Source organism: Kluyvera sp. (assembly GCF_965301105.1).
Genome location: NZ_CBDKZX010000009.1, coordinates 83,832 through 106,908, shown reverse-complemented (window position 1 = coordinate 106,908; position 23,077 = coordinate 83,832). Strand labels below are relative to the sequence as shown.

Below are 23,077 nucleotides of genomic sequence, written 5' to 3'. Positions count from 1 at the left end.
AGCTTAACCTGGCGGTAGACCGGGTGATGACCGAAGGCGGCATCGCCGACCGCGAGCTGGCGGCGCTGGCGCTGAAGCAGGCCAGCGGCGACAACGTTGAAGCCATTTTTTTACTGCGCGCCTATCGCACCACGCTGGCGAAACTGGCGGTGAGCGAGCCGCTGGAGACGGGCAATATGCTCCTGGAACGCCGTATTTCCGCCGTCTATAAAGACGTGCCGGGCGGCCAGCTGCTCGGTCCGACTTACGACTACACCCACCGTCTGCTGGACTTTACCCTGCTGGCAAACGGCGAAGCCCCGCCCCTGCAAACCGATGATGGCGAGCCGACGCCCGCCCCGCATGTCTTCAGCCTGCTGGCAAGCCAGGGACTGGCAAAGACGGAAGAGGACAGCGGCGCAACGCCCGACGATATCACCCGCACGCCGCCGGTCTACCCGTGCTCGCGCTCCTCACGTCTCCAGCAGCTCATGCGCGGCGACGAAGGCTACCTGCTGGCGCTGGCCTACTCCACCCAACGCGGCTACGGGCGCAACCACCCGTTTGCTGGCGAGATCCGCAGCGGCTATATCGACGTTTCAATCGTGCCCGAAGAGTTGGGTTTTGCGGTGAACGTCGGCGAACTGTTGATGACGGAATGCGAAATGGTCAACGGCTTCGTCGACCCGGCTGACGAACCGCCGCACTTCACCCGCGGCTATGGCCTGGTGTTTGGCATGAGCGAGCGCAAAGCGATGGCGATGGCGCTGGTCGACCGCGCATTGCAGGCTCCGGAGTATGACGAGCACGCCGTCGGCCCGGCGCAGGATGAAGAGTTTGTCCTCGCCCACGCCGATAACGTTGAAGCCGCCGGTTTCGTCTCGCACCTCAAACTCCCCCACTACGTCGATTTCCAGGCCGAACTGGAACTGTTGAAACGCCTGCAACGGGAGCAGAAAAATGGCTAATCTCAGCGGCTATAACTTTGCCTACCTTGATGAACAGACCAAGCGCATGATCCGCCGCGCTATCCTCAAAGCGGTGGCGATCCCCGGCTATCAGGTGCCGTTCGGCGGCCGCGAAATGCCGATGCCATACGGCTGGGGCACCGGCGGCATTCAGATCACCGCCAGCGTGATTGGTGAAGCGGATGTGCTGAAAGTGATTGACCAGGGCGCGGATGACACCACCAACGCCGTCTCCATCCGCCAGTTTTTCCAGCGTGTGACCGGGGTGAACACCACCGAGCGCACCGAAGACGCCACCTTGATCCAGACGCGCCACCGGATCCCGGAAACGCCGCTGGCGGAGGATCAGATCCTGATCTTCCAGGTGCCGATCCCCGAACCGCTACGCTTTATCGAACCGCGCGAAACCGAGACCCGCACCATGCACGCGCTGGAAGAGTACGGCGTGATGCAGGTGAAGCTGTATGAAGATATCGCCCGCTTCGGCCATATCGCGACCACCTATGCCTACCCGGTGAAGGTCAATGGCCGCTACGTCATGGACCCATCGCCAATCCCCAAATTCGATAACCCGAAGATGGACATGATGCCTGCGCTACAGCTGTTTGGCGCCGGGCGCGAGAAGCGTATCTACGCCGTGCCGCCGTTTACCCGCGTTGAAAGCCTCGATTTTGACGACCATCCGTTCACCATCCAGCGCTGGGACGAGCCGTGCGCCATCTGCGGTTCGCAGCACAGCTATCTCGATGAAGTGGTGCTCGACGACAGCGGCAAGCGCATGTTTGTCTGCTCCGACACCGACTACTGCCGCCAACAGAGCGAGGCGAAAAACGCATGACGCAACCATTACTCTCCGTTGACCGCCTGACCCATCTCTACGCGCCGGGCAAGGGCTTCAGCAACGTCTCCTTTGATCTGTGGCCGGGCGAAGTGCTGGGCATCGTCGGCGAATCCGGCTCCGGTAAAACCACGCTGCTGAAATCCATTTCGGCGCGTCTGACGCCGCAGGAAGGGGAAATTCGCTACCGGGACCGTTCGCTGTACGCGATGACCGAGGCCGACCGCCGCCGTCTGCTGCGCACCGAATGGGGCGTGGTGCACCAGCACGCAATGGACGGCCTGCGTCGTCAGGTGTCGGCGGGCGGCAATATCGGCGAACGGCTGATGGCCACCGGCGCGCGCCATTACGGCGATATCCGCGCCACCGCCCAGCGCTGGCTGGAGGAAGTGGAGATCCCGGCGTCGCGCATCGACGACCTGCCCACCACGTTTTCCGGCGGGATGCAGCAGCGTTTGCAGATTGCCCGCAACCTCGTCACCCACCCAAAGCTGGTGTTTATGGATGAACCCACCGGTGGGCTGGACGTGTCGGTGCAGGCGCGCCTGCTCGACCTGCTGCGCGGCCTGGTGGTAGAGCTGAACCTGGCGGTGGTGATTGTCACCCATGATTTGGGCGTCGCGAGGCTGCTCGCCGACCGTTTGCTGGTGATGAAGCAGGGCCAGGTAGTGGAAAGTGGGCTTACCGACCGGGTGCTCGACGATCCGCATCATCCGTACACCCAGCTGTTGGTGTCGTCGGTGTTGCAGAATTAACCATCGCGCGGCGGATTTTCTCCCTCTCCCCAAAGGGGCGAGGGGACTGTCCGTGCTCTTTTTTAAGTTTGTCAGCATCCTAAAACGGTTGTAGGCCTGATCCATCAGGCAATCGAACGTACAAATGCTTAAAGAGGCTAAAAATGAACGCGATTCGCGTCGAAAACGTCAGTAAAACCTTTGTTCTGCACCAGCAAAACGGTGTCCAGCTTCCGGTGCTGTGCAACGCCTCGCTCACCGTCAACGCCGGCGAGTGCGTGGTGCTACACGGCCACTCCGGCAGCGGCAAATCCACCCTACTGCGCTCGCTGTATGCCAACTATCTGCCGGATGAAGGCCATATTCATATTAAACACGGCGACGAATGGGTCGACCTGGTGAGCGCTCCGGCGCGCAAGGTGGTGGAAGTGCGCAAAACCACTGTCGGCTGGGTCAGCCAGTTTCTGCGGGTGATCCCGCGAATTTCCACGCTGGAAGTAGTGATGCAACCGCTGCTCAATACTGGCGTGCCGCGCGAAACCTGTGCCGCCAAAGCCGCCCAGTTGCTAAGCCGCCTGAACGTACCAGAGCGTCTGTGGCATCTCGCGCCGTCGACCTTCTCCGGCGGCGAGCAGCAGCGCGTCAACATCGCCCGCGGTTTTATCGTCGACTACCCGATTCTGCTGCTCGACGAACCTACTGCCTCGCTGGACGCCAAAAATAGCGCCGCGGTGGTGAGCCTTATCGAAGAAGCCAAATCGCGCGGTGCGGCCATCGTCGGTATTTTCCATGACGAAACCGTCCGCAATCAGGTCGCTGACCGCCTCCACCCAATGGGTACACCTGCATGATTATCAATAACGTAAAACTGGTGCTTGAGAATGATGTGGTCCACGGTTCGCTGGAGGTACATGACGGGGAAATCCGCGCCTTCGCCGAAACCCAGAGCCGTCTACCGGAAGCCTTCGACGGTGAAAGCGGCTGGCTGCTGCCGGGGCTGATCGAGCTGCATACCGATAATCTGGATAAATTCTTCACCCCACGCCCGAAGGTGGACTGGCCCGCCCATTCCGCCATGAGCAGCCACGACGCGCTGATGGTCGCCAGCGGCATCACCACCGTGCTGGACGCGGTAGCCATTGGCGATGTGCGCGACGGCGGTGATCGTCTGGAGAACCTCGAGAAGATGATTAACGCGGTGGAAGAGACGCAGAAACGCGGTCTCAACCGTGCCGAGCATCGTCTGCATTTGCGCTGCGAACTGCCGCACCACACCACGCTGCCGCTGTTTGAAAAACTGGTCGGTCGCGAGCCGGTGACGCTGGTGTCGTTAATGGACCACTCTCCCGGCCAGCGCCAGTTCGCCAATCGTGAGAAGTACCGGGAATACTATCAAGGTAAGTACTCACTGACTGACCAGCAGATGCGTCAGTACGAAGAAGAACAGCTGCAGCTTGCCGCACGTTGGTCGCAGCCTAACCGTGCCGCCATTGCCGGCATGTGCCGTGACCGCAACATCGCGCTGGCCAGCCATGACGATGCGACTCATGAACACGTGGTGGAATCGCATCAGCTAGGCAGCGTTATCGCCGAATTCCCCACCACCTTTGAAGCCGCCGAGTCATCACGCCGCCACGGCCTGAACGTGCTGATGGGCGCGCCAAATATCGTGCGCGGCGGTTCGCACTCCGGCAATGTCGCGGCCAGCCAACTCGCGCAACGGGGCCTGCTGGATATTCTCTCCTCCGATTACTATCCGGCGAGCCTGCTGGACGCTGCCTTCCGCGTTGCCGATGACCAACAAAACGCCTTTACCCTGTCGCAGGCCATCAATCTGGTGACGCAAAACCCGGCGCGCGCGCTGAACCTGCACGACCGCGGTGTGATTGGCGAAGGTAAACGCGCCGATCTGGTGTTGGCGCATCGCAAAGGCGAGCACATCCATATCGACCACGTCTGGCGTCAGGGTAAAAGGGTATTCTGATGAAAGGAAAACTGATCTGGTTAATGGGGCCCTCCGGCTCCGGCAAAGATAGCCTGCTGGAAGTGCTTCGTCAGCAGGAACATGCGCAGCTATTGGTTGCCCATCGCTACATAACCCGTCCGGCCAACGCCGGCTGCGAAAACCACATCGCATTGAGTGAGCAGGAATTTTTTACCCGTGCCGGACACAACCTGCTGGCCCTAAGCTGGCACGCTAACGGCCTGTATTACGGCGTGGGCGTGGAGATCGATCTGTGGCTGCACGCCGGGTTCGATGTCATCGTCAACGGCTCGCGCGCGCATCTGGCGCAGGCCAAAGCGCGCTACGGCAACGCACTGCTGCCAGTGTGCTTGCAGGTTTCGCCGCCGATTCTGCGCGAACGTCTTCAGGCCCGTGGGCGCGAGAACGGTATGGAGATTGCCGCCCGGCTGGAGCGTGCCGCCCGCTATGCGCCAGAAAACTGCCATACGCTCAATAACGACGGAAGTTTGCTACAGTCAGTGGATATTTTACTGACCCTGATGGGACGCAAGGAGAAATACCATGCCTGTCTGTGAGCTGCGCCATACCACGTTCGAGGATATTGATGACGTTTACGCGCTGATGTGCGAACTAAAGCAAGCCGAATTCGACAAAGACGCCTTTTACACCGGTTTCGCCGCCAATCTTCAGGATCCGCATCTGCACTATCAGTTGGCTCTGCTGTGCGGCGAGGTTGTCGGCATCATCAGCCTGCATTTGCAGTTTCATCTGCATCATGCCAACTGGATAGGCGAGATTCAGGAGCTGGTCGTCATGCCATGCGCGCGCGGTTCAGGCGTCGGCAGCCAACTGCTGAGCTGGGCTGAGGAGACTGCACGTGAGGCCGGCGCGGAGATGACCGAGTTGTCCACCAGTACCAGGCGACTCGACGCCCATCGTTTTTATCAGCGTGAGGGTTATGCCCCCAGCCACATTCGATTCACCAAAGCGCTATGAGGATGTTGTATGAGTTTAACCCTCACCCTCAGCGGTACCGGCGGCGCGCAGGGTGTGCCCGCCTGGGGCTGCCATTGTCCGGCCTGCGTGCGCGCCCATCGCGCGCCGCAGTATCGCCGTAAAGCCTGCAGCGGCGTTGTCCGCTTCAACGATGCGGTCACGTTAATTGATGCCGGCCTGCCCGACCTCGCCGAACGTTGGCCCGCCGGCTCTTTCCAGCAGTTTTTACTCACCCACTATCATATGGATCACGTTCAGGGGTTGTTTCCGCTGCGCTGGGGCGTAGGCGAGACGGTGCCGGTGTACGGCCCGCCGGATGAGCTGGGCTGTGACGATCTGTTCAAACATCCCGGCCTGCTGGATTTCAGCCATACCGTGGAGCCCTTCGTGGTGTTTGACTTGCAGGGATTGCAAATTACGCCAGTACCGCTGGAACACTCGAAGCTGACCTTCGGCTATCTGCTGGAGACGCCACACAGCCGTGTCGCCTGGCTTTCAGATAGCGCCGGGCTGCCCGATAAGACGCTCACTTTCTTAAGCAATAACCAGCCGCAGGTGATGGTCATTGATTGCAGCCATGCGCCCCGCGAGCAGACGCCGCGTAACCACAGCGATTTAGCGACGATCGTGGCGTTAAATGAATCGATCCGCTGCCCGCGCGTGGTACTCACCCATATCAGCCACCAGTTTGATGAATGGATGATGACGCACCTGCTGCCGCCCGGCATTGAAGCAGGCTACGACGGCATGGAAATTCGCCTCGCCTAGCGATCGTAATCGTCATCAAGACGCCGCTCATCGTCTGACAGCTGACGACGCTCCTGATCGAGCTGTCGCTGACGGTCATCTAACTGACGCCGACGATCGTCCAGCTGGCGGCGACGATCGTTATATTGCTGGCTGCTTTGGGAACGACTGCCGCGATCGTCATAAGATCGGTCATCGTCGTCATCACGGCTTGAGCGATCGCTGCTGGGGTTGTACGCATCGTTGATCGCCTGCTGAATATTGCCAATGGCATCGTCGATAATATCCGCGCGCGCCAGCTGGCTGGCCAGCGAGAGCGAACAAAGCATCACTGCGGTTAGATAACGTTTCATAGGGACGGTCTCATCGGGGGAGCTGCCTGTAGAGTAGGCAAGCCGCGGCTGGCGGAGTAGCGGAGGAATCTCAATTCTACAGCGTGCGTAACGATAACAATTAAATATTAAATTCCATAAAATATATGGGTATTTTATTCATTCAGTTTTAAGCACAAATACCTTATAAAAATAACGATCATCCTCACAAACAAACCTCTCAAATTATCAAAATAGCCACTAGTATAGATCGCCATATCTCAGGCGCTGGTTGTTTGCCGAATAATTCATAACATTAATAATGAAAGGGAGTTTTATATGAATAACTCTAGGTTATTCCGTTTCAGCAACGTGTTTATTGCCGTTGGTGTCGCCAGTGGCCTATTGATAAATAACGCCTTCGCAGCCGAAATGCCGAAAGAAGCCACGCAATATACCCATGAAATTAATCAGCAGTATGCTAAATCCTTACCCTTTAGCAATCGTCAGGATTTTGAAGATGCCCAGCGCGGGTTTATCGCGCCGCTGTTGAATGAAGGGGTGCTAAAAAACGACGAGGGTAAAACCTACTACCGCGCCTATGATTATAAATTCGATATCAATGCGCCAGCGCCGGATACCATTAACCCGAGCCTGTGGCGTCAAACGCAAATAAACGGTATTTCCGGGCTGTTTAAAGTGACCGACCGCATGTACCAGGTGCGCAGTCAGGACATCTCGAATATCACCTTTATCGAAGGTGATACGGGGATTATTGTTATCGACCCGCTGGTCTCCGCGCCAGCCGCTAAAGCCAGCCTCGACCTCTACTTCCAACACCGTCCGCACAAGCCGATTGTCGCCATCATTTATACCCATAGCCACGTTGACCATTATGGCGGCGTAAAAGGGCTCGTCTCGGAAGATGACGTGAAATCCGGTAAGGTGCAGATCATCGCCCCCGCGGGCTTTATGGAGGAAGCGATCAGCGAGAACGTGATGGCAGGCAACATCATGGGTCGACGCGCCACATACTCCTACGGCCTGCTGCTGCCTAAGAACGCCAGCGGTAATATTGGCAATGGTCTCGGTGTTGCCGTAACGGGCGGCTATCCAACGATTATCGCGCCGACAAAAAGCATCACCAAAACGGGCGAAAAGCTGACCATCGACGGTCTGGAGTTTGATTTCCTGATGGCGCCAGGCAGCGAAGCCCCGGCGGAGATGCACTTCTATATTCCGGCGCTGAAAGCGCTGTGCACGGCGGAAAACACCACCCACACGCTGCACAACTTCTATACCCTGCGTGGCGCGAAAACTCGCGATACCGCGAAGTGGTCCGAGTATTTAAATCAGACGCTGGATATGTGGGGCAGTCAGGCCGACGTACTGTTTATGCCGCACACCTGGCCGGTGTGGGGAAATAAACAGATTAACGACTATATTGGCAAATATCGCGACACCATTAAGTATATTCACGACCAGACGCTGCACCTGGCAAATCAGGGCTATACGATGAATGAGATCGGCAACATGATTAAGTTGCCGAAAAACCTGGAAGATAACTGGGCCAGCCGCGGCTATTACGGCTCGGTTAGCCATAACGCTCGTGCGGTCTATAACTACTATCTCGGCTACTTCGACGGTAACCCCGCCAACCTGAACCCTTACGGCCAGGTTGAGATGGGCAAACGCTATGTGAAAGCGCTGGGCGGCGAGGAGCACGCGATTCAGCTGGCGCGTGAAGCCTTCGACCAGGGCGACTATCGCTGGACCTCAGAGCTGTTAAAACAGGTCATCGCCGCCGATCCAACCAATAAAACCGCCAGAAACCTGCAGGCTGACGCCTTCGAACAGCTGGGCTATCAGGCGGAATCCGCCACCTGGCGCGGCTTCTATCTGACCGGTGCAAAAGAGTTGCGCGACGGCGTCGCTAAACTGCCGGTGGGCGCTACCGCGTCGCCGGATACCCTGAAGGGGATGACCGTCGAAATGCTGATGGACTATCTTGCTGTTAGCCTCGACAGCCACAAAGCCGACGGGAAAAACATTAATATCAACTTTAACCTCGACAACAACGATAATCTGAACCTCGCATTAAACGATAGCGTACTTAACTATCGTAAAACGCTGCGCAGCAATGCCGATGCGTCGTTCTATATGAGCCGGAACGATCTGCATGCCGTGCTGCTGGGTCAGGTGAAAATGAGTGATTTAATCAAACAGAAAAAAGTCAACGTGATTGGCAACGCCAAAAAGCTCGACGAGATTCTGTCCTGTATGGACAAATTTGATTTCTGGGTCAATATCGTGACGCCGAATTAATCGAGGAATAGTCCAGGGGCCTTGCCCCCTGGACATGTTGGATTCACAAAATAAATATATATAAAGCTCATCTTTAATTTGTGAATAAGTTATTAATGCGGTTCAGTGACAAATCACTGCCGTCTTAATAAACAAATCGCCATACTAAGATTTATTTATTCATAAACATTCACTCAAAATATTATTCGATATACACAGGATCGTATTTCATTATGCAAACAGCAAAGTCCCGCGTCGTGACGAGGCTAAAAGGAATAAGTGGTCTCGGTTCAGCTCTCTTATTAACAGGGTGTTCATTGTCACCATCCATTCCCGTTATTGGCGCTTATTACCCTGACTGGCTGTTCTGTATTTTAGCCGGCGTTATTCTCACGCTAATCACCCGGCGAGTTATCGTCAGCAAAACAGGTTCAACGCTGGCATTTCCTGCGGTTATCTACACCGCCCTTTTTGTCCTCTACTCCATGCTGTTCTGGCTGGTTTTTTTCTAATTTACGTTGAGATGCGCTCATGGAAAGCTCGCTGAAAAAAGCTCCACGCAATAAACTTCCGGCCCTGCTGTTAGCCCTGCTTGCACTGGTCGTCCTGATTTTCGTCATCTGGCGGGTCGATAGCAAACCGGCTACCGACGATGCCTACGTTTCCGCCGACACGATCGACGTAGTTCCGGAAGTCAGCGGACGTATTGTGGAACTGGCGGTGGTTGATAACCAACAGGTGAAACAGGGCGACCTGCTGTTCCGCATCGACCCTCGCCCTTATGAAGCCAGCCTGGCCAAAGCGGAAGCCTCGCTAGCGGCGCTGGATAAACAGATCATGCTGACTCAACGCAGCGTGGATGCGCAGAAATTTGCCGCCAGCTCCGTCGAGGCGACGGTGAGTAAAGCCCGCGCTGCCGCCAAACAGGCCAGTGATACACTTAAGCGCACCGAACCGCTGTTAGCGCAGGGTTTTGTCTCCGCCGAAGATGTTGACCGCGCCAGAACGGCGCAGCGTGCCAGCGAAGCTGACCTCAATGCGGTGTTGCTACAGGCACAGCAAGCCGCCAGCGCGGTCAGCGGCGTGGATGCGCTGGTCGCCCAGCGCGTTGCCGTCCAGGCCGATATTGCGTTAACCAAACTGCATCTTGAAATGGCGACGGTACGCGCGCCGTTTGATGGCCGCGTGGTGTCGCTGAAAACGTCCATCGGCCAGTTCGCCTCCGCAATGAAGCCCATTTTCACCCTGATCGACACGCGCCACTGGTACGTAATCGCTAACTTCCGCGAAACCGAGCTGAAAAACATTCACGCCGGTACGCCAGCAACGCTACGCCTGATGAGCGACAGCGGTAAAACCTTCAGCGGCAAAGTCGACTCCATTGGCTTCGGCGTGCTGCCGGACGACGGCGGCATCGTGCTGGGCGGGCTGCCTCGCGTCTCCCGTTCAATCAACTGGGTGCGCGTAGCCCAGCGTTTTCCGGTCAAAATCATGGTCGATAAACCGGATGCGGAGCTGTTTCGCATCGGCGCATCGGCGGTTGCCAGCCTTGAGCCGCAATAATGAATATATTCCATTATCTGCCTCTGCCGCTGGTCAGGCTGCTGGCATTTTTCCATGAAGAGCTCAGCGAGCGGCGGCCAGGGCGGTTGCCGCAAACGATCCAGCTGTGGACAGGCTGCCTGCTGGTCGTGCTGATCTCAATGACCTTCCAGATCCCATTTCTGGCGATCTCACTGGCGGTGCTGTTTTACGGCGTGCAGTCCAACGCGTTTTACACCAAATTTGTGGCGATCCTGTTCGTCGTGGCTACCGTCATGGAAATCGCCAGCCTATTTTTGATCTACAAATGGGCCTACAGCTACCCGTTGATCCGCATGATCGTCGCCAGTCTGGTGGTGCTGGGCAGCATGTTTATGATGCGCACCCACAAGTTGGGGCTGCTATTTTTCGCCGTCGCCATTATCGCGGTATATGGCCAGACTTTCCCCGGCATGCTTGACTATCCTGAGATCGTCGTGCGGCTGACGCTATGGTGCATTGTGGTCGGTCTCTATCCCACGTTGCTGATGGTTCTGCTGGGAGTCCTCTGGTTTCCGAGCCGCGCCGGAAACCAGATGCGCGAAGCGCTGCATGCCAGGCTTGCCGATGCGCTCCGTCATCTGACGGCGGGCGCAGCGCCGCTGGCAGAAAAGTACGTTGAGCGAGAAGCGCTGGCGCTGCAAAAGCTCAACGTGTTCTGTATGGCCGATGACGCTGAATGGCGAAAACGTAGCGCCTGGTGGCAAAGCTGCGTCGCGACTGTGACCTATCTGTACAGCACGCTCAACCGCTTTCACGGTGATGCGGCGGAACAGCATCCAGCGCTAATGCAAAAACTGAGCGGCGAAATCACTGCGCTGCAGCAGGCCATCTCGCAGGGTGAAGTCTGGCAAAGTCGCTGGGTATTAAGCGCAGAAGAACGCAAAGCCGCGCGCGAGTGTGGGCTGGAAAACGTTTGTCACCAGCTTCTTGAACTGGGTCGTCTGGATCCTGACACGCCAGCGACCCCCTCGGCTAAAGAGCCGTCAATGGCGGCTGACGCATTCAGCAACCCCGCCTACATTCGCTATGCGCTGAAAACGTTATTGGCCTGTATGATTTGCTATGTCTTCTATTCCGGCGTCGATTGGGAAGGCATCCATACCTGCATGCTCACCTGCATTATTGTCGCCAACCCCAGCATCGGTTCGTCATATCAGAAAATGGCGCTGCGCTTTGGCGGGGCGCTGTGCGGCGCGGTGCTGGCACTGCTGGTGACGATATTCATCATGCCGTGGCTGGACAATATCGTAGAACTGCTGTGCCTGTTGGCGCCAATACTGCTGATTGCCTCGTGGATTGCCACCGGCTCCGAACGGTCGTCCTACATCGGCACCCAGATAATCGTCACCTTCGCCTTAGCCACCCTCGAGAACGTTTTTGGCCCGGTTTACGATCTGGTCGAGATCCGCGATCGCGCGGTCGGTATTCTGGTCGGCACCGCCGTTTCGGCGGTGATCTACACCTTTATCTGGCCGGAAAGCGAAGCTGGCGCGCTACCCAAAAAACTGTCGACGGCATTAGGTATGCTCAGCAAAATGCTGCGCGTCCCACAGCAGGATCCCACCACTCAGCGCAGTTGGCTACAGTTGCGCATTGGCTGCCATGCGGCTCTCAATAGCTGTGAGGAAATGTGCGATCGCGTGGCGCTGGAACGTCAATTGCCCGACGAAACGCGTCTGCAGTTGCTAAACCATAGCCGAAGCGTTATTCGCCAGGGACGTAAAATTCTCTATGCCTGGGACAACGCGCCGGCTCCAGACCCGCGTCTGGCGGACGCGCTGGAGCACTATGCGGCGAGCCTGGCTACGGGCACCAGTACGCCACCGTCTTCCGACATCGATACATCATCTACCTCATCCGAACAGGCGCAACGCGTGATGCAGCAGATAGCCCGTTTACCCGACTGGACTCGTCCGGCACCAACGCTCGCCGGGAAACAGGCGCAAGGAGCCCTATCACAATGACCCGTCACTTTTCTCGTTTATTGCTATGCGGCCTGCTTACCGGCGCCACGGCGCTCTCCGGCTGCGCTTTAATCCGTAAAGATTCCGCCCCGCATGCGCAGCTTCAGCCAGAGCAAATCAAGCTGGCCGATGATATCCATCTGGCGAGCCAGGGCTGGCCACAGGCGCAGTGGTGGCGGCAGTTTAACGATCCGCAGCTCACAGCGCTGATTGATAAGACGCTCGCCGGTTCGCATACGCTGGCCGAGGCAAAGCTGCGTGAAGACAAAGCGCAAGCGCAGGCCGACCTGCTGGAAGCCGGTTCACAGCTGCAAATGGCAGCCTTAGGCATGATTAACCGCCAGCGCGCCTCCGCCAATGGCTTCCTTGGCCCCTACGCGCTGGACGCCCCGCGGCTGGGGATGGATGGTCCGTACTACACGGAAGCCACCGTCGGCTTAGTTGCCGGGTTTGATCCCGACCTGTGGGGCGCGCACCGCTCCGCCGTTTCAGCGGCCATTGGCGCGCAGAACGCCAGCCTCGCAGAAACCGCGGCGGTAGAACTGTCGCTCTCCGTCGCCGTCGCGCAGCTGTATTACAGCATTCAGGCCAGCTATCAGATGCTCGACCTGCTGGAGCAAACCCGCAGCGTCATTGACTACGCGGTGCAGGCGCATCAGAGCAAAGTCGCGCAGGGCCTGGAAGCCAAAGTGCCGTACCACGGCGCACGGGCGCAGATCCTGGCGGTAGAGAAACAAATTGCGGCCACCAAAGGGCAAATCAAAGAAACTCGCGAATCGCTGCGCGCGTTGATGGGCGCGGGTGCCGACGGGTTACCGGAGATTAAGCCCGTAGCACTGCCGCAGGTGCAAGCGGGCGTTCCCGCTACGCTCTCCTACGATCTGCTCGCCCGTCGCCCGGACCTTCAGGCCATGCGCTGGTACGTGCAGGCCTCGCTCGACCAGGTCGACGCGGCGCGAGCGCTGTTCTATCCGAGCTTCGATATCAAAATGTTCTTTGGCCTCGACGCCATTCATATTGACGATCTGTTCAAGGGGACCAGTCGGCAAATTAACTTCATCCCCGGCCTGCGCCTGCCGCTGTTCGACGGCGGTCGCCTGAACGCCAACCTGCAAAACACGCGCGCCAGCAGCAACATGCTGATTGAGCGCTACAACCAGTCGGTGCTCAACGCGGTGCGCGACGTAGCGATCGGCGGTACGCGCCTGCAAACGCTGAGCGATGAACGGCAGATGCAAGCAGAGCGCGTCGAGGCGATGCGCTATGGTCAAAGCGCCGCCGAAGCCGCCTTTAACCGCGGTCTTGGCAGTCGGTTACAGGCTACCGAAGCGCGCCTGCCGGTACTCGCCGAGCAAATGTCGCTGCTGATGCTCGACACCCAGCGGGTGATTCAGAGCCTCCAGCTGATTAAATCCCTCGGCGGCGGCTATCAAAGCAGCCCGGCCAAGCCGCAGTAGCGTCGACGCCACGCCAGCTCGCCGCGTGATGAACGTCACGCGGCTTTTTCTTTCGACACGTCAAATATGACGACAGCCTGTTTTTCGTCAGGGTTTTGACCAAAAATCACCCGTAATATCAGGGAATGCCCACAATAAAAAAGTGGCATAAAAGATGCATACTGAGGGCGACAGCGCGTATGCGCGATTTGATTAACTGGAGCGAGACCGATGAAAAAAGTCGTCACGGTTTGCCCGTATTGCGCATCAGGTTGCAAAATCAACCTGGTGGTCGATAACGGAAAAATCGTCCGGGCGGAGGCGGCTCAGGGGAAAACCAACCAGGGTACCCTGTGTCTGAAAGGCTATTACGGCTGGGATTTTATTAACGATACCCAGATCCTGACGCCACGTCTGAAAACCCCAATGATTCGTCGCCAGCGTGGCGGCAAGCTGGAATCCGTCTCCTGGGACGAAGCGCTGAATTACGTGGCCGATCGCCTGAGCGCGATCAAAGCGAAATACGGCCCGGATGCCATTCAGACTACCGGTTCCTCACGCGGGACGGGTAACGAAACTAACTACGTCATGCAAAAATTCGCGCGCGCCGTTATTGGTACCAATAACGTCGACTGCTGCGCTCGCGTCTGACACGGCCCTTCGGTTGCAGGTCTGCACCAATCGGTCGGTAACGGCGCAATGAGTAACGGCATCAACGAAATTGATGACACTGACTTAGTCTTTATCTTCGGGTACAACCCGGCAGATTCCCACCCTATCGTGGCGAATCACGTGATTAACGCCAAACGTAAAGGGGCGAAAATCATCGTTTGCGATCCGCGCAAAATTGAAACCGCGCGCATTGCTGACATGCATATCGCGTTGAAAAACGGCTCGAATATCGCGCTGCTCAACGCTATGGGCCATGTCATTATTGAAGAAAACCTGTACGACCAGGCGTTTGTCGCCAGCCGTACTGAAGGTTTTGAAGAGTACCGTAAGATTGTTGAAGGCTACACGCCAGAGTCTGTCGAAGACATCACCGGCGTCAGCGCGCAGGAAATTCGTCAGTGCGCGCGCATGTATGCCACTGCGAAAAGCGCGGCCATCCTGTGGGGTATGGGTGTGACCCAGTTCTATCAGGGCGTGGAAACCGTACGTTCACTGACCAGCCTCGCGATGCTAACCGGCAACCTCGGTAAGCCTAGCGTGGGCGTTAACCCGGTTCGCGGCCAGAACAACGTTCAGGGTGCCTGCGACATGGGCGCGCTGCCGGATACCTATCCGGGCTATCAGTACGTGAAAGATCCGGCTAACCGTGAGAAATTCGCCAAGGCCTGGGGCGTGGACAGCCTGCCTGCGCACACCGGCTATCGCATCAGCGAGCTGCCGCACCGTGCGGCGCATGGCGAAGTGCGCGCGGCGTACATCATGGGTGAAGACCCGTTACAGACCGATGCTGAACTCTCTGCGGTGCGCAAAGGGTTCGAAGATCTGGAACTGGTTATCGTCCAGGATATCTTTATGACCAAAACCGCGGCGGCGGCGGATGTGATTTTACCGTCTACGTCATGGGGCGAGCATGAAGGCGTCTTTACCGCGGCGGACCGTGGCTTCCAGCGCTTCTTTAAAGCCGTTGAGCCGAAGTGGGATCTGAAAACGGACTGGCAGATTATCAGTGAAATCGCCACCCGTATGGGCTATCCGATGCACTACAACAACACCCAGGAAATCTGGGACGAGTTGCGTCATCTGTGCCCGGACTTCTACGGTGCCACCTACGAGAAAATGGGCGAACTGGGCTTTATCCAGTGGCCTTGCCGCGATACCTCCGATGCCGACCAGGGCACGACCTATCTCTTCAAAGAGAAGTTCGACACCCCGAACGGCCTGGCGCAGTTCTTTACCTGCGACTGGGTAGCGCCAATCGACAAACTCACCGACGAGTATCCGATGGTGCTCTCTACGGTGCGTGAAGTCGGCCACTACTCTTGCCGTTCGATGACCGGCAACTGTGCGGCGCTGGCGGCGCTGGCGGATGAACCGGGCTATGCCCAGATCAACACCGCCGATGCGGCGCGTTTAGGTATCGAAGATGAAGCGCTGGTGTGGGTTAACTCCCGCAAAGGCCGCATCATCACCCGCGCGGCGGTCAGCGATCGTCCGAACAAGGGCGCGATTTACATGACCTACCAGTGGTGGATTGGGGCCTGTAATGAGCTGGTAACCGAGAACTTAAGCCCGATTACCAAAACGCCTGAGTATAAGTACTGCGCCGTTAACGTTGAGCCGATTGCCGACCAGCGTGCCGCCGAGCAGTATGTGATTGATGAGTACAATAAGCTGAAGGCTCGCCTGCGCGAAAGCGCAATGGGCTAAGCGGACTCGTTTCAACGCCCCCATTCGGGGGCGTTTTTTTATCCTGCCAATCTCTTTATACTGCCCACTTCCTCGACTACCTACATAATAAGATGAAACGACTTTTAGCATTGTTGTGGCTAGCCGCGCTGGCGGTCCACGCGGAAGAGCCGGGCAGCCAGTATCAGCAGGCCGCGGAGGCCGGAGATGCGCGTGCGCAGTACTATCTGGCCGATACCTGGTTTAGCTCTGGCGACCTGAGTAAAGCCGAATTCTGGGCGCAAAAAGCCGCTGACGGCGGCGATGCCGATGCCAGCGCCCTGCTGGCGCAGATCAAAATTACTAATCCCGTGAGCCTCGACTATCCCGAAGCCAAAGCGCTGGCGGAGAAAGCCGTCAAAGCGGGCAGCCGTGCCGGTGACGTTATCCTGGCGCGTATTCTTATCAACAGCCAGGCAGGGCAAACCGACTATCCACGGGCGATTACCCTGCTCCAGCAGGCGTCGATGAACGCCGAGAGCGATTTCGCCGTTGACGCACAAATGCTGTTGGGGCTGATTTACGCCAACGGTGTCGGCGTGAAAGAAGATGATGAGAAGGCCACGGACTACTTCAAAAACAGCTCGTCGCTCTCGCGCACTGGCTACTCAGAATACTGGGCCGGAATGATGTTCCTCAGCGGTGAGAAAGGCTTCATTACGCCGAACAAGCAGAAGGCGCTACAGTGGCTGAATTTGAGCTGTACGGAAGGGTTTGATACCGGGTGTGAAGAGTTTGATAAGCTGAGTGCGGAGTAACGACATTGCATCGACCGGTCCCCTCGCCCCTTTGGGGAGAGGGTTAGGGTGAGGGGCATGTCGATTCGGCGTTAAACCCTCACCCCAGCCCTCTCCCTTAAAAAGGGAGAGGGGGCACATCGTGCCCACCAAAACGTTCATCAACTTCCATCCCAAAAACAATAACGCCGGGCAAGCCCGGCGTTATCTTTTTCTCTATTTACTGGTCAGCGGTTTTATCAAACTTGCCCAACATCTCGCGCTCATACGCCAGCGCTTTCTTGCGGTCAAATTTGTGTTCCCACTTGGCAATCACCAGCACCGCCAGTGCGTTACCCACCACGTTCAGCGCGGTACGCGCCATATCGAGGATACGGTCCACACCGGCAATAAACGCCAGGCCTTCCAGCGGAATCCCAACGCTGCCCAGCGTCGCCAGTAGCACCACGAAGGAGACGCCCGGTACGCCTGCGATCCCTTTCGAGGTCACCATCAGCGTCAGCACCAGCACGATTTCCTGCCAGATAGACAGGTCGATACCGTATAGCTGGGCAATAAAGATAGCCGCGATGCTCTGGTACAGCGTGGAACCGTCGAGGTTAAAGGAGTAGCCGGTCGGCACCACGAAACTGGTGATCGACGCCGGTGCGCCGTAGGCTTCCATCTTCTCGATAATACGCGGCAGAACGCTCTCAGAGCTGGCGGTGGAGTACGCCAGAATCAGCTCGTCCTTCAGGATGCGAATCAGGATCCAGATGCTCAGCCCGCAAATGCGCGCCACGATGCCCAGCACCACCAGCGCGAAGAACAGAATCGCGAAGTGTACCAGCAGCACCAGTTTGGCCAGCGGCCACAGCGAGGCGAAACCAAAGTTAGCCACCGTCACGGCGATCAGCGCGAAAACACCGACAGGGGCATAGCGCATCACCATGTGGGTGACTTTAAACATGGTTTCCGAGATAGAGCGGAATACCGTCACCAGCGGCTCACGATGCGTCGCCGGCAGCGAGGAGAGACCCAGGCCGAACAGCACCGAGAAGAAGATGATTGGCAGCATGTCGCCTTTCGCCATCGAGGCGATGATGTTGGTCGGCACCAGCGACAGGATGGTTCCCATCAGGCCATGCGCGTGGCTCTGCACCTCTGCGGTGGTACTTTGGTATTTCGAAATATCCACCGTTGCCAGTTGCGACATATCGATACCGGCACCCGGCTGGAACACGTTCGCCATGGTGATACCGATAATGATCGCAATCGTGGTGATCACTTCGAAATAGATGATGGTTTTGGCGCCAATTCTCCCCAACTGTTTTGCATCGCCAACACCGGCTATTCCGACAATCAGCGTCGAAATAACAATCGGCACAACAATCATTTTAATCAGATGGATGAAAATATCGCCAGCAGGGGACAGCAGATTCATAACCAGCCAGTCGCGGCTATCGCTATGATAATGCAGATAACTACCCAGAATAATACCCAGAATCAGGGCAATAAGAATTTGCCAGGCTAAGCTGACACGTGCTTTCTTCATAACGGCAAACTTCCTCAATGAAAAATACCATGCCATACGGGAATGGTATCCACTTGAAAGGGGGTGATTTGTGTTGCGTTTACTTTTAGAGGTTTTTAACGCGCAATATCAGTATCATCTGCATGGCGTCTCATGCAACCCTTTCAGTTCAGAGCTTTTCACCAGCCAAATCTATATTACCGCTAATTTCTACCAATAATTATTTATAAGTTTTTGTTATAAAAATAAAAAAATTCGCGGCTTTTCTATAAATCCCCTTCCGTAATTATTTTTGTTCAAAGAATCAAATGAACGTTATTTGAACAATTCCATTATTGCGTGATCTGCCGCGCAAATAGTAAACAAAGCGCCATATACCTCTGTTATTAACTTTTATGAGACATATTATTAACATCTTACAAGGAGAAAAAAAGCATGAGCCAAATTCACAAACACCCTATTCCTGCAAATATTGCAGACCGCTGCCTGATTAACCCGGAGCAATACCAGACCAAATACCACCAGTCAGTCACGAACCCGGATGCGTTCTGGGGTGAAGAGGGCAAAATCCTCGACTGGATGCGCCCTTACACTAAAGTCAAAAACACCTCCTTTGCGCCTGGTAACGTCTCTATCAAGTGGTATGAAGACGGCACGCTGAACCTGGCGGCGAACTGCCTTGACCGCCATCTGGCGACACGTGGCGACCAGACCGCCATCATCTGGGAAGGCGACGACGCCACTCAGAGCAAACACATTACTTATCGCGAGCTGCATCGCGACGTCTGCCGCTTCGCCAACACCCTGCTCTCTCTGGGCGTGAAAAAAGGCGACGTGGTGGCTATCTATATGCCGATGGTGCCGGAAGCCGCGGTGGCGATGCTGGCCTGCGCCCGTATTGGCGCGATCCACTCGGTGATTTTCGGCGGCTTCTCGCCGGAGGCCGTCGCCGGTCGTATCATCGACTCCAGCGCTTGCCTGGTGATCACTTCCGATGAAGGCGTTCGCGCCGGGCGCAACGTACCGCTGAAAAAGAACGTCGACGACGCGCTGAAAAACCCGAACGTCAAAACCATCAGAAATGTCGTGGTGCTGAAGCGCACCGGCGGCAATATCGACTGGCATGAAGGCCGCGACCTGTGGTGGCACGACCTGCAGGAGAAAGCCAGCGACCAGCACCAGCCTGAAGAGATGAATGCGGAAGATCCGCTGTTTATCCTCTATACCTCCGGCTCCACCGGCAAGCCAAAGGGCGTTCTGCACACCACCGGTGGCTATCTGGTGTACGCCGCAACCACCTTTAAATATGTCTTCGACTACCATCAGGGCGACATCTACTGGTGTACTGCCGACGTGGGCTGGGTCACCGGTCACAGCTACCTGCTGTACGGGCCACTGGCCTGCGGTGCAACCACGCTGATGTTCGAGGGCGTGCCAAACTGGCCAACGCCGGCACGTATGTGCCAGGTGGTGGATAAGCACAAGGTTAATATTCTCTATACCGCACCGACGGCGATTCGTGCGCTGATGGCGGAAGGCGACAAAGCCACCGCGGGCACCGACCGCTCTTCCCTGCGCATTCTGGGCTCCGTCGGCGAGCCGATTAACCCGGAAGCCTGGGAGTGGTACTGGAAGCAGATCGGCAACGAGAAATGCCCGGTGATGGACACCTGGTGGCAGACCGAAACCGGCGGCTTCATGATTACCCCGCTGCCGGGCGCAACCGAGCTGAAGGCCGGTTCCGCCAGCCGTCCGTTCTTTGGCGTACAGCCAGCGCTGGTGGATAACGAAGGCCATCCACAAGAAGGCGCCACCGAGGGCAACCTGGTGATCACCGACTCCTGGCCGGGCCAGGCGCGTACTCTGTTCGGTGACCACGAACGCTTTGAACAGACCTACTTCTCCACCTTCAAAAACATGTACTTCAGCGGCGACGGCGCGCGTCGTGATGAAGACGGTTACTACTGGATCACCGGTCGCGTCGACGACGTACTGAACGTCTCCGGCCACCGTCTGGGTACCGCGGAAATCGAATCGGCGCTGGTGTCACATCCGAAAATTGCCGAAGCGGCGGTGGTGGGTATTCCACACAGCATTAAAGGCCAGGCCATTTATGCCTACGTCACGCTGAACCACGGCGAAGAGCCAACGCCAGCGCTGTACACCGAAGTGCGTAACTGGGTGCGTAAAGAAATTGGCCCGCTGGCGACGCCGGACGTCCTGCACTGGACCGACTCGCTGCCGAAAACCCGTTCAGGCAAGATCATGCGCCGCATTCTGCGCAAGATCGCCGCTGGCGACACCAGCAACCTGGGCGATACCTCAACGCTCGCCGATCCGGGCGTGGTGGAAAAACTGCTGGAAGAGAAGCAGGCCATCACGATGCCGTCATAAGAGCAGGCTTTCCCCTCTCCTGTCACCGGGAGAGGGCCGGGGTGAGGGTGTCATCGCCGTACACCGCCCCTCACCCTTTCCTTCTTCCTGCGGAAGAAGGAACAGTACGGTGTTCTGATTTGCACAACAAAAAACACGACTCAAAAAACCTCTGGAGACTCTGTGATGAATGATCAAATTTGTCAGCAGATAGAAGGTAGTGCGCATTTCAGGGAGCTCGTCGAAAAACGGCAACGGTTTGCCACCTTCTTATCGCTGATTATGTTAGTGGTGTACGTCGGTTTTATTTTACTCATCGCCTTCGCGCCAGGCTGGCTTGGCACGCCGCTACACGCGGGTACCAGCGTCACCCGCGGCATTCCGATTGGTATCGGCATTATTGTGATTTCTTTTGTTCTGACCGGCATATACGTCTGGCGGGCTAACAATGAATTCGATCGCCTGAACAAGGCCGTCCTGCGCGAGGTAAAAGCATCATGAAGAAAGTCCTGACGGCGCTAGCCGCCACACTTCCTTTTGCGGCCAGCGCGGCGGATGCCCTGAGCGGCCCGGTCGAACGCCAGCCGACCAACTGGCAGGCGATTATCATGTTCCTGATTTTCGTCGTCCTGACGCTGTATATCACCTGGTGGGCGTCGAAGCGCGTACGTTCGCGTAACGATTACTACACCGCCGGCGGCAACATTACCGGCTTCCAGAACGGGCTGGCGATTGCCGGTGACTTTATGTCGGCGGCGTCGTTCCTCGGCATCTCCGCGCTGGTCTACACCTCCGGCTACGACGGGCTGATCTACTCGCTCGGCTTCCTCGTCGGCTGGCCGATCATCCTGTTCCTGATTGCCGAACGCCTGCGTAACCTCGGCCGCTATACCTTTGCCGATGTGGCCTCCTACCGACTGAAGCAGGGGCCAATCCGCATGCTCTCCGCCTGCGGCTCGCTGGTGGTCGTCGCGCTGTACCTGATTGCTCAGATGGTGGGCGCGGGTAAGCTTATCGAACTGCTGTTCGGCCTCAACTACCACGTCGCCGTGGTGCTGGTCGGCGTGTTGATGGTGATGTACGTGCTGTTTGGCGGCATGCTCGCCACCACGTGGGTGCAGATCATTAAAGCCGTCCTGCTGCTATTCGGCGCCAGCTTTATGGCCTTTATGGTGATGAAGCACGTCGGCTTCAGCTTCAATAATCTGTTCACCGAAGCGATGGCGGTGCACCCGAAAGGCGCTGCGATCATGAGCCCTGGCGGGCTGGTGAAAGACCCGATATCGGCGCTGTCGTTGGGCCTCGGACTGATGTTTGGTACCGCCGGTCTGCCGCACATCCTGATGCGTTTCTTCACCGTGAGCGATGCGGGCGAAGCGCGTAAGAGCGTGTTCTACGCCACCGGCTTTATGGGCTACTTCTACATCCTGACCTTTATCATCGGCTTCGGCGCGATCATGCTGGTGGGGGCAAACCCGGCGTTTAAAGACGCGGCGGGCGCGCTGATTGGCGGTAACAACATGGCGGCGGTTCATCTGGCCGATGCCGTTGGCGGTAACCTGTTCCTGGGCTTTATCTCTGCGGTCGCTTTCGCCACTATTCTGGCAGTGGTTGCGGGTCTGACGCTGGCCGGTGCTTCAGCGGTCTCTCACGACCTGTACGCCAACGTCTTCAAGAAAGGCGCGACCGAGCGTGAAGAGCTGAAGGTCTCGAAAATCACCGTACTGGTGCTGGGCGTGGTGGCGATTCTGCTGGGCATCCTGTTCGAGAATCAGAACATCGCGTTTATGGTGGGTCTGGCGTTCTCCATCGCGGCAAGCTGCAACTTCCCGATCATTCTGCTCTCCATGTACTGGTCAAGACTGACCACTCGTGGCGCCATGATCGGCGGCTGGCTGGGCCTGCTGACAGCGGTGGTGCTGATGATCCTCGGCCCAACTATTTGGGTGACGATCCTTGGCCACGAGAAGGCGATCTTCCCGTATGAGTACCCGGCGCTGTTCTCCATTGCCATCGCCTTTATCGGTATCTGGTTCTTCTCCGCCACCGATAACTCCGAAGAAGGTAATCGTGAACGCGAGCAGTTCCGCGCGCAGTTCATCCGTTCGCAGACCGGTCTGGGCATCGACCAGGGCCGTGCGCATTAATGTCATCCTCCCCGGCCTTATGGCCGGGGATCACAGTTTATCGCCCCTGAGGTGAGATCTATCACAGCGACCTGCGCGAAATA

20 protein-coding genes are annotated in these 23,077 nt (G+C 57.1%); 18 read left to right on the top strand and 2 right to left on the bottom strand.

What is annotated here, in order from left to right; all coding sequences use genetic code 11:
- The 8 genes from ACW14G_RS06340 to phnP form a co-directional block, all read left to right on the top strand.
- On the top strand, nucleotides 1-947 hold a 947-nt coding region (locus tag ACW14G_RS06340), incomplete at its 5' end, for a carbon-phosphorus lyase complex subunit PhnI (RefSeq protein ID WP_455648544.1).
- Nucleotides 940-1,785 carry an alpha-D-ribose 1-methylphosphonate 5-phosphate C-P-lyase PhnJ gene (phnJ, locus tag ACW14G_RS06335; protein WP_249022448.1) on the top strand — a complete coding sequence of 282 codons (846 nt, stop codon included), beginning with the start codon at nucleotides 940-942 and terminating at the stop codon, nucleotides 1,783-1,785. The genes ACW14G_RS06340 and phnJ, both read left to right, overlap by 8 nt.
- Nucleotides 1,782-2,540: a phosphonate C-P lyase system protein PhnK gene (phnK, locus tag ACW14G_RS06330; RefSeq protein ID WP_167577093.1), complete on the top strand. Its 759-nt coding sequence runs from the start codon at nucleotides 1,782-1,784 to the stop codon at nucleotides 2,538-2,540. Before phnJ ends, phnK begins: the two co-directional genes overlap by 4 nt.
- A gap of 143 nt (nucleotides 2,541-2,683) precedes the next feature.
- Complete coding sequence (phnL, locus tag ACW14G_RS06325; protein ID WP_249022449.1) at nucleotides 2,684-3,370, top strand: phosphonate C-P lyase system protein PhnL; 687 nt, start codon at nucleotides 2,684-2,686, stop codon at nucleotides 3,368-3,370.
- Nucleotides 3,367-4,503: an alpha-D-ribose 1-methylphosphonate 5-triphosphate diphosphatase gene (gene phnM / locus ACW14G_RS06320; RefSeq protein WP_419057374.1), complete on the top strand. Its 1,137-nt coding sequence runs from the start codon at nucleotides 3,367-3,369 to the stop codon at nucleotides 4,501-4,503. Before phnL ends, phnM begins: the two co-directional genes overlap by 4 nt.
- Nucleotides 4,503-5,060: a ribose 1,5-bisphosphokinase gene (gene phnN, locus ACW14G_RS06315; protein ID WP_249022451.1), complete on the top strand. Its 558-nt coding sequence runs from the start codon at nucleotides 4,503-4,505 to the stop codon at nucleotides 5,058-5,060. The genes phnM and phnN overlap by 1 nt, the downstream gene beginning before the upstream one ends.
- Complete coding sequence (gene phnO, locus ACW14G_RS06310) at nucleotides 5,047-5,481, top strand: aminoalkylphosphonate N-acetyltransferase (protein WP_249022452.1); 435 nt, start codon at nucleotides 5,047-5,049, stop codon at nucleotides 5,479-5,481. The genes phnN and phnO overlap by 14 nt, the downstream gene beginning before the upstream one ends.
- Before the next feature lie 9 nt (nucleotides 5,482-5,490).
- Nucleotides 5,491-6,249 (top strand): phosphonate metabolism protein PhnP, encoded by a 759-nt coding sequence (gene phnP, locus ACW14G_RS06305; RefSeq protein ID WP_249022453.1) that lies wholly within the window; start codon nucleotides 5,491-5,493, stop codon nucleotides 6,247-6,249.
- On the opposite strand, the gene yjdP is transcribed toward phnP, so the two are convergent.
- Nucleotides 6,246-6,581: a DDRRRQL repeat protein YjdP gene (yjdP, locus tag ACW14G_RS06300; protein ID WP_249022454.1), complete on the bottom strand. Its 336-nt coding sequence runs from the start codon at nucleotides 6,579-6,581 to the stop codon at nucleotides 6,246-6,248. The genes phnP and yjdP overlap by 4 nt on opposite strands.
- Nucleotides 6,582-6,878: 297 nt before the next feature.
- Between yjdP and ACW14G_RS06295 the strand changes: the two genes are divergently transcribed.
- The 7 genes from ACW14G_RS06295 (at nucleotide 6,879) to ACW14G_RS06265 (ending at nucleotide 16,982) form a co-directional block, all read left to right on the top strand.
- Nucleotides 6,879-8,864 (top strand): alkyl/aryl-sulfatase, encoded by a 1,986-nt coding sequence (locus tag ACW14G_RS06295; RefSeq protein WP_167577099.1) that lies wholly within the window; start codon nucleotides 6,879-6,881, stop codon nucleotides 8,862-8,864.
- Between the two features lie 212 nt (nucleotides 8,865-9,076).
- Complete coding sequence (locus tag ACW14G_RS06290; protein WP_163447516.1) at nucleotides 9,077-9,355, top strand: YtcA family lipoprotein; 279 nt, start codon at nucleotides 9,077-9,079, stop codon at nucleotides 9,353-9,355.
- A 19-nt stretch (nucleotides 9,356-9,374) separates the two neighbouring features.
- The gene (gene mdtN / locus ACW14G_RS06285) at nucleotides 9,375-10,406 is read left to right on the top strand and encodes a multidrug transporter subunit MdtN (protein ID WP_163447517.1); all 1,032 of its coding nucleotides are present in this window, start codon (nucleotides 9,375-9,377) and stop codon (nucleotides 10,404-10,406) included.
- Nucleotides 10,406-12,391, top strand: coding sequence for a multidrug efflux transporter permease subunit MdtO (gene mdtO / locus ACW14G_RS06280; RefSeq protein ID WP_249022456.1), 1,986 nt, complete (start codon nucleotides 10,406-10,408; stop codon nucleotides 12,389-12,391). The genes mdtN and mdtO overlap by 1 nt, the downstream gene beginning before the upstream one ends.
- Nucleotides 12,388-13,848 (top strand): MdtP family multidrug efflux transporter outer membrane subunit, encoded by a 1,461-nt coding sequence (locus tag ACW14G_RS06275; protein WP_163447519.1) that lies wholly within the window; start codon nucleotides 12,388-12,390, stop codon nucleotides 13,846-13,848. The genes mdtO and ACW14G_RS06275 overlap by 4 nt, the downstream gene beginning before the upstream one ends.
- Nucleotides 13,849-14,058: 210 nt before the next feature.
- The gene (gene fdhF / locus ACW14G_RS06270; RefSeq protein WP_163447520.1) at nucleotides 14,059-16,206 is read left to right on the top strand and encodes a formate dehydrogenase subunit alpha; all 2,148 of its coding nucleotides are present in this window, start codon (nucleotides 14,059-14,061) and stop codon (nucleotides 16,204-16,206) included.
- 92 nt (nucleotides 16,207-16,298) lie between these two features.
- Complete coding sequence (locus tag ACW14G_RS06265; protein WP_065356585.1) at nucleotides 16,299-16,982, top strand: tetratricopeptide repeat protein; 684 nt, start codon at nucleotides 16,299-16,301, stop codon at nucleotides 16,980-16,982.
- Between the two features lie 199 nt (nucleotides 16,983-17,181).
- Here the strand turns inward: ACW14G_RS06265 and gltP are convergent, their stop codons facing one another.
- On the bottom strand, nucleotides 17,182-18,495 hold the full coding sequence (gene gltP / locus ACW14G_RS06260) for a glutamate/aspartate:proton symporter GltP (protein WP_064546709.1): 1,314 nt from the start codon (nucleotides 18,493-18,495) through the stop codon (nucleotides 17,182-17,184).
- 414 nt (nucleotides 18,496-18,909) lie between these two features.
- Here gltP and acs point away from each other — a divergent pair, with 414 nt between their 5' ends.
- The 3 genes from acs to actP all read left to right on the top strand — a co-directional run bounded on the left by acs (nucleotide 18,910) and on the right by actP (nucleotide 22,994).
- The gene (gene acs / locus ACW14G_RS06255) at nucleotides 18,910-20,868 is read left to right on the top strand and encodes an acetate--CoA ligase (RefSeq protein WP_167577102.1); all 1,959 of its coding nucleotides are present in this window, start codon (nucleotides 18,910-18,912) and stop codon (nucleotides 20,866-20,868) included.
- 165 nt (nucleotides 20,869-21,033) lie between these two features.
- Nucleotides 21,034-21,348 (top strand): DUF485 domain-containing protein, encoded by a 315-nt coding sequence (locus ACW14G_RS06250; RefSeq protein WP_064546705.1) that lies wholly within the window; start codon nucleotides 21,034-21,036, stop codon nucleotides 21,346-21,348.
- Nucleotides 21,345-22,994, top strand: a complete 1,650-nt coding sequence (gene actP, locus ACW14G_RS06245; RefSeq protein ID WP_163447523.1) for a cation/acetate symporter ActP — start codon at nucleotides 21,345-21,347, stop codon at nucleotides 22,992-22,994. The genes ACW14G_RS06250 and actP overlap by 4 nt, the downstream gene beginning before the upstream one ends.
- Nucleotides 22,995-23,077 lie beyond the last annotated feature (83 nt).

Excerpts from the sequence above, each read along its gene's own strand:
- phnO (WP_249022452.1), top strand. The coding sequence starts at position 5,047 with ATGCCTGTCTGTGAGCTGCGCCATACCACGTTCGAGGATATTGATGAC.
- phnJ (WP_249022448.1), top strand. The coding sequence starts at position 940 with ATGGCTAATCTCAGCGGCTATAACTTTGCCTACCTTGATGAACAGACC.
- acs (WP_167577102.1), top strand. The coding sequence starts at position 18,910 with ATGAGCCAAATTCACAAACACCCTATTCCTGCAAATATTGCAGACCGC.
- mdtN (WP_163447517.1), top strand. The coding sequence starts at position 9,375 with ATGGAAAGCTCGCTGAAAAAAGCTCCACGCAATAAACTTCCGGCCCTG.
- phnM (WP_419057374.1), top strand. The coding sequence starts at position 3,367 with ATGATTATCAATAACGTAAAACTGGTGCTTGAGAATGATGTGGTCCAC.
- mdtO (WP_249022456.1), top strand. The coding sequence starts at position 10,406 with ATGAATATATTCCATTATCTGCCTCTGCCGCTGGTCAGGCTGCTGGCA.
- yjdP (WP_249022454.1), bottom strand. The coding sequence starts at position 6,581 with ATGAAACGTTATCTAACCGCAGTGATGCTTTGTTCGCTCTCGCTGGCC.
- phnN (WP_249022451.1), top strand. The coding sequence starts at position 4,503 with ATGAAAGGAAAACTGATCTGGTTAATGGGGCCCTCCGGCTCCGGCAAA.
- ACW14G_RS06290 (WP_163447516.1), top strand. The coding sequence starts at position 9,077 with ATGCAAACAGCAAAGTCCCGCGTCGTGACGAGGCTAAAAGGAATAAGT.
- phnP (WP_249022453.1), top strand. The coding sequence starts at position 5,491 with ATGAGTTTAACCCTCACCCTCAGCGGTACCGGCGGCGCGCAGGGTGTG.
- ACW14G_RS06250 (WP_064546705.1), top strand. The coding sequence starts at position 21,034 with ATGAATGATCAAATTTGTCAGCAGATAGAAGGTAGTGCGCATTTCAGG.
- gltP (WP_064546709.1), bottom strand. The coding sequence starts at position 18,495 with ATGAAGAAAGCACGTGTCAGCTTAGCCTGGCAAATTCTTATTGCCCTG.
- ACW14G_RS06275 (WP_163447519.1), top strand. The coding sequence starts at position 12,388 with ATGACCCGTCACTTTTCTCGTTTATTGCTATGCGGCCTGCTTACCGGC.
- actP (WP_163447523.1), top strand. The coding sequence starts at position 21,345 with ATGAAGAAAGTCCTGACGGCGCTAGCCGCCACACTTCCTTTTGCGGCC.
- phnK (WP_167577093.1), top strand. The coding sequence starts at position 1,782 with ATGACGCAACCATTACTCTCCGTTGACCGCCTGACCCATCTCTACGCG.
- phnL (WP_249022449.1), top strand. The coding sequence starts at position 2,684 with ATGAACGCGATTCGCGTCGAAAACGTCAGTAAAACCTTTGTTCTGCAC.
- ACW14G_RS06265 (WP_065356585.1), top strand. The coding sequence starts at position 16,299 with ATGAAACGACTTTTAGCATTGTTGTGGCTAGCCGCGCTGGCGGTCCAC.
- ACW14G_RS06295 (WP_167577099.1), top strand. The coding sequence starts at position 6,879 with ATGAATAACTCTAGGTTATTCCGTTTCAGCAACGTGTTTATTGCCGTT.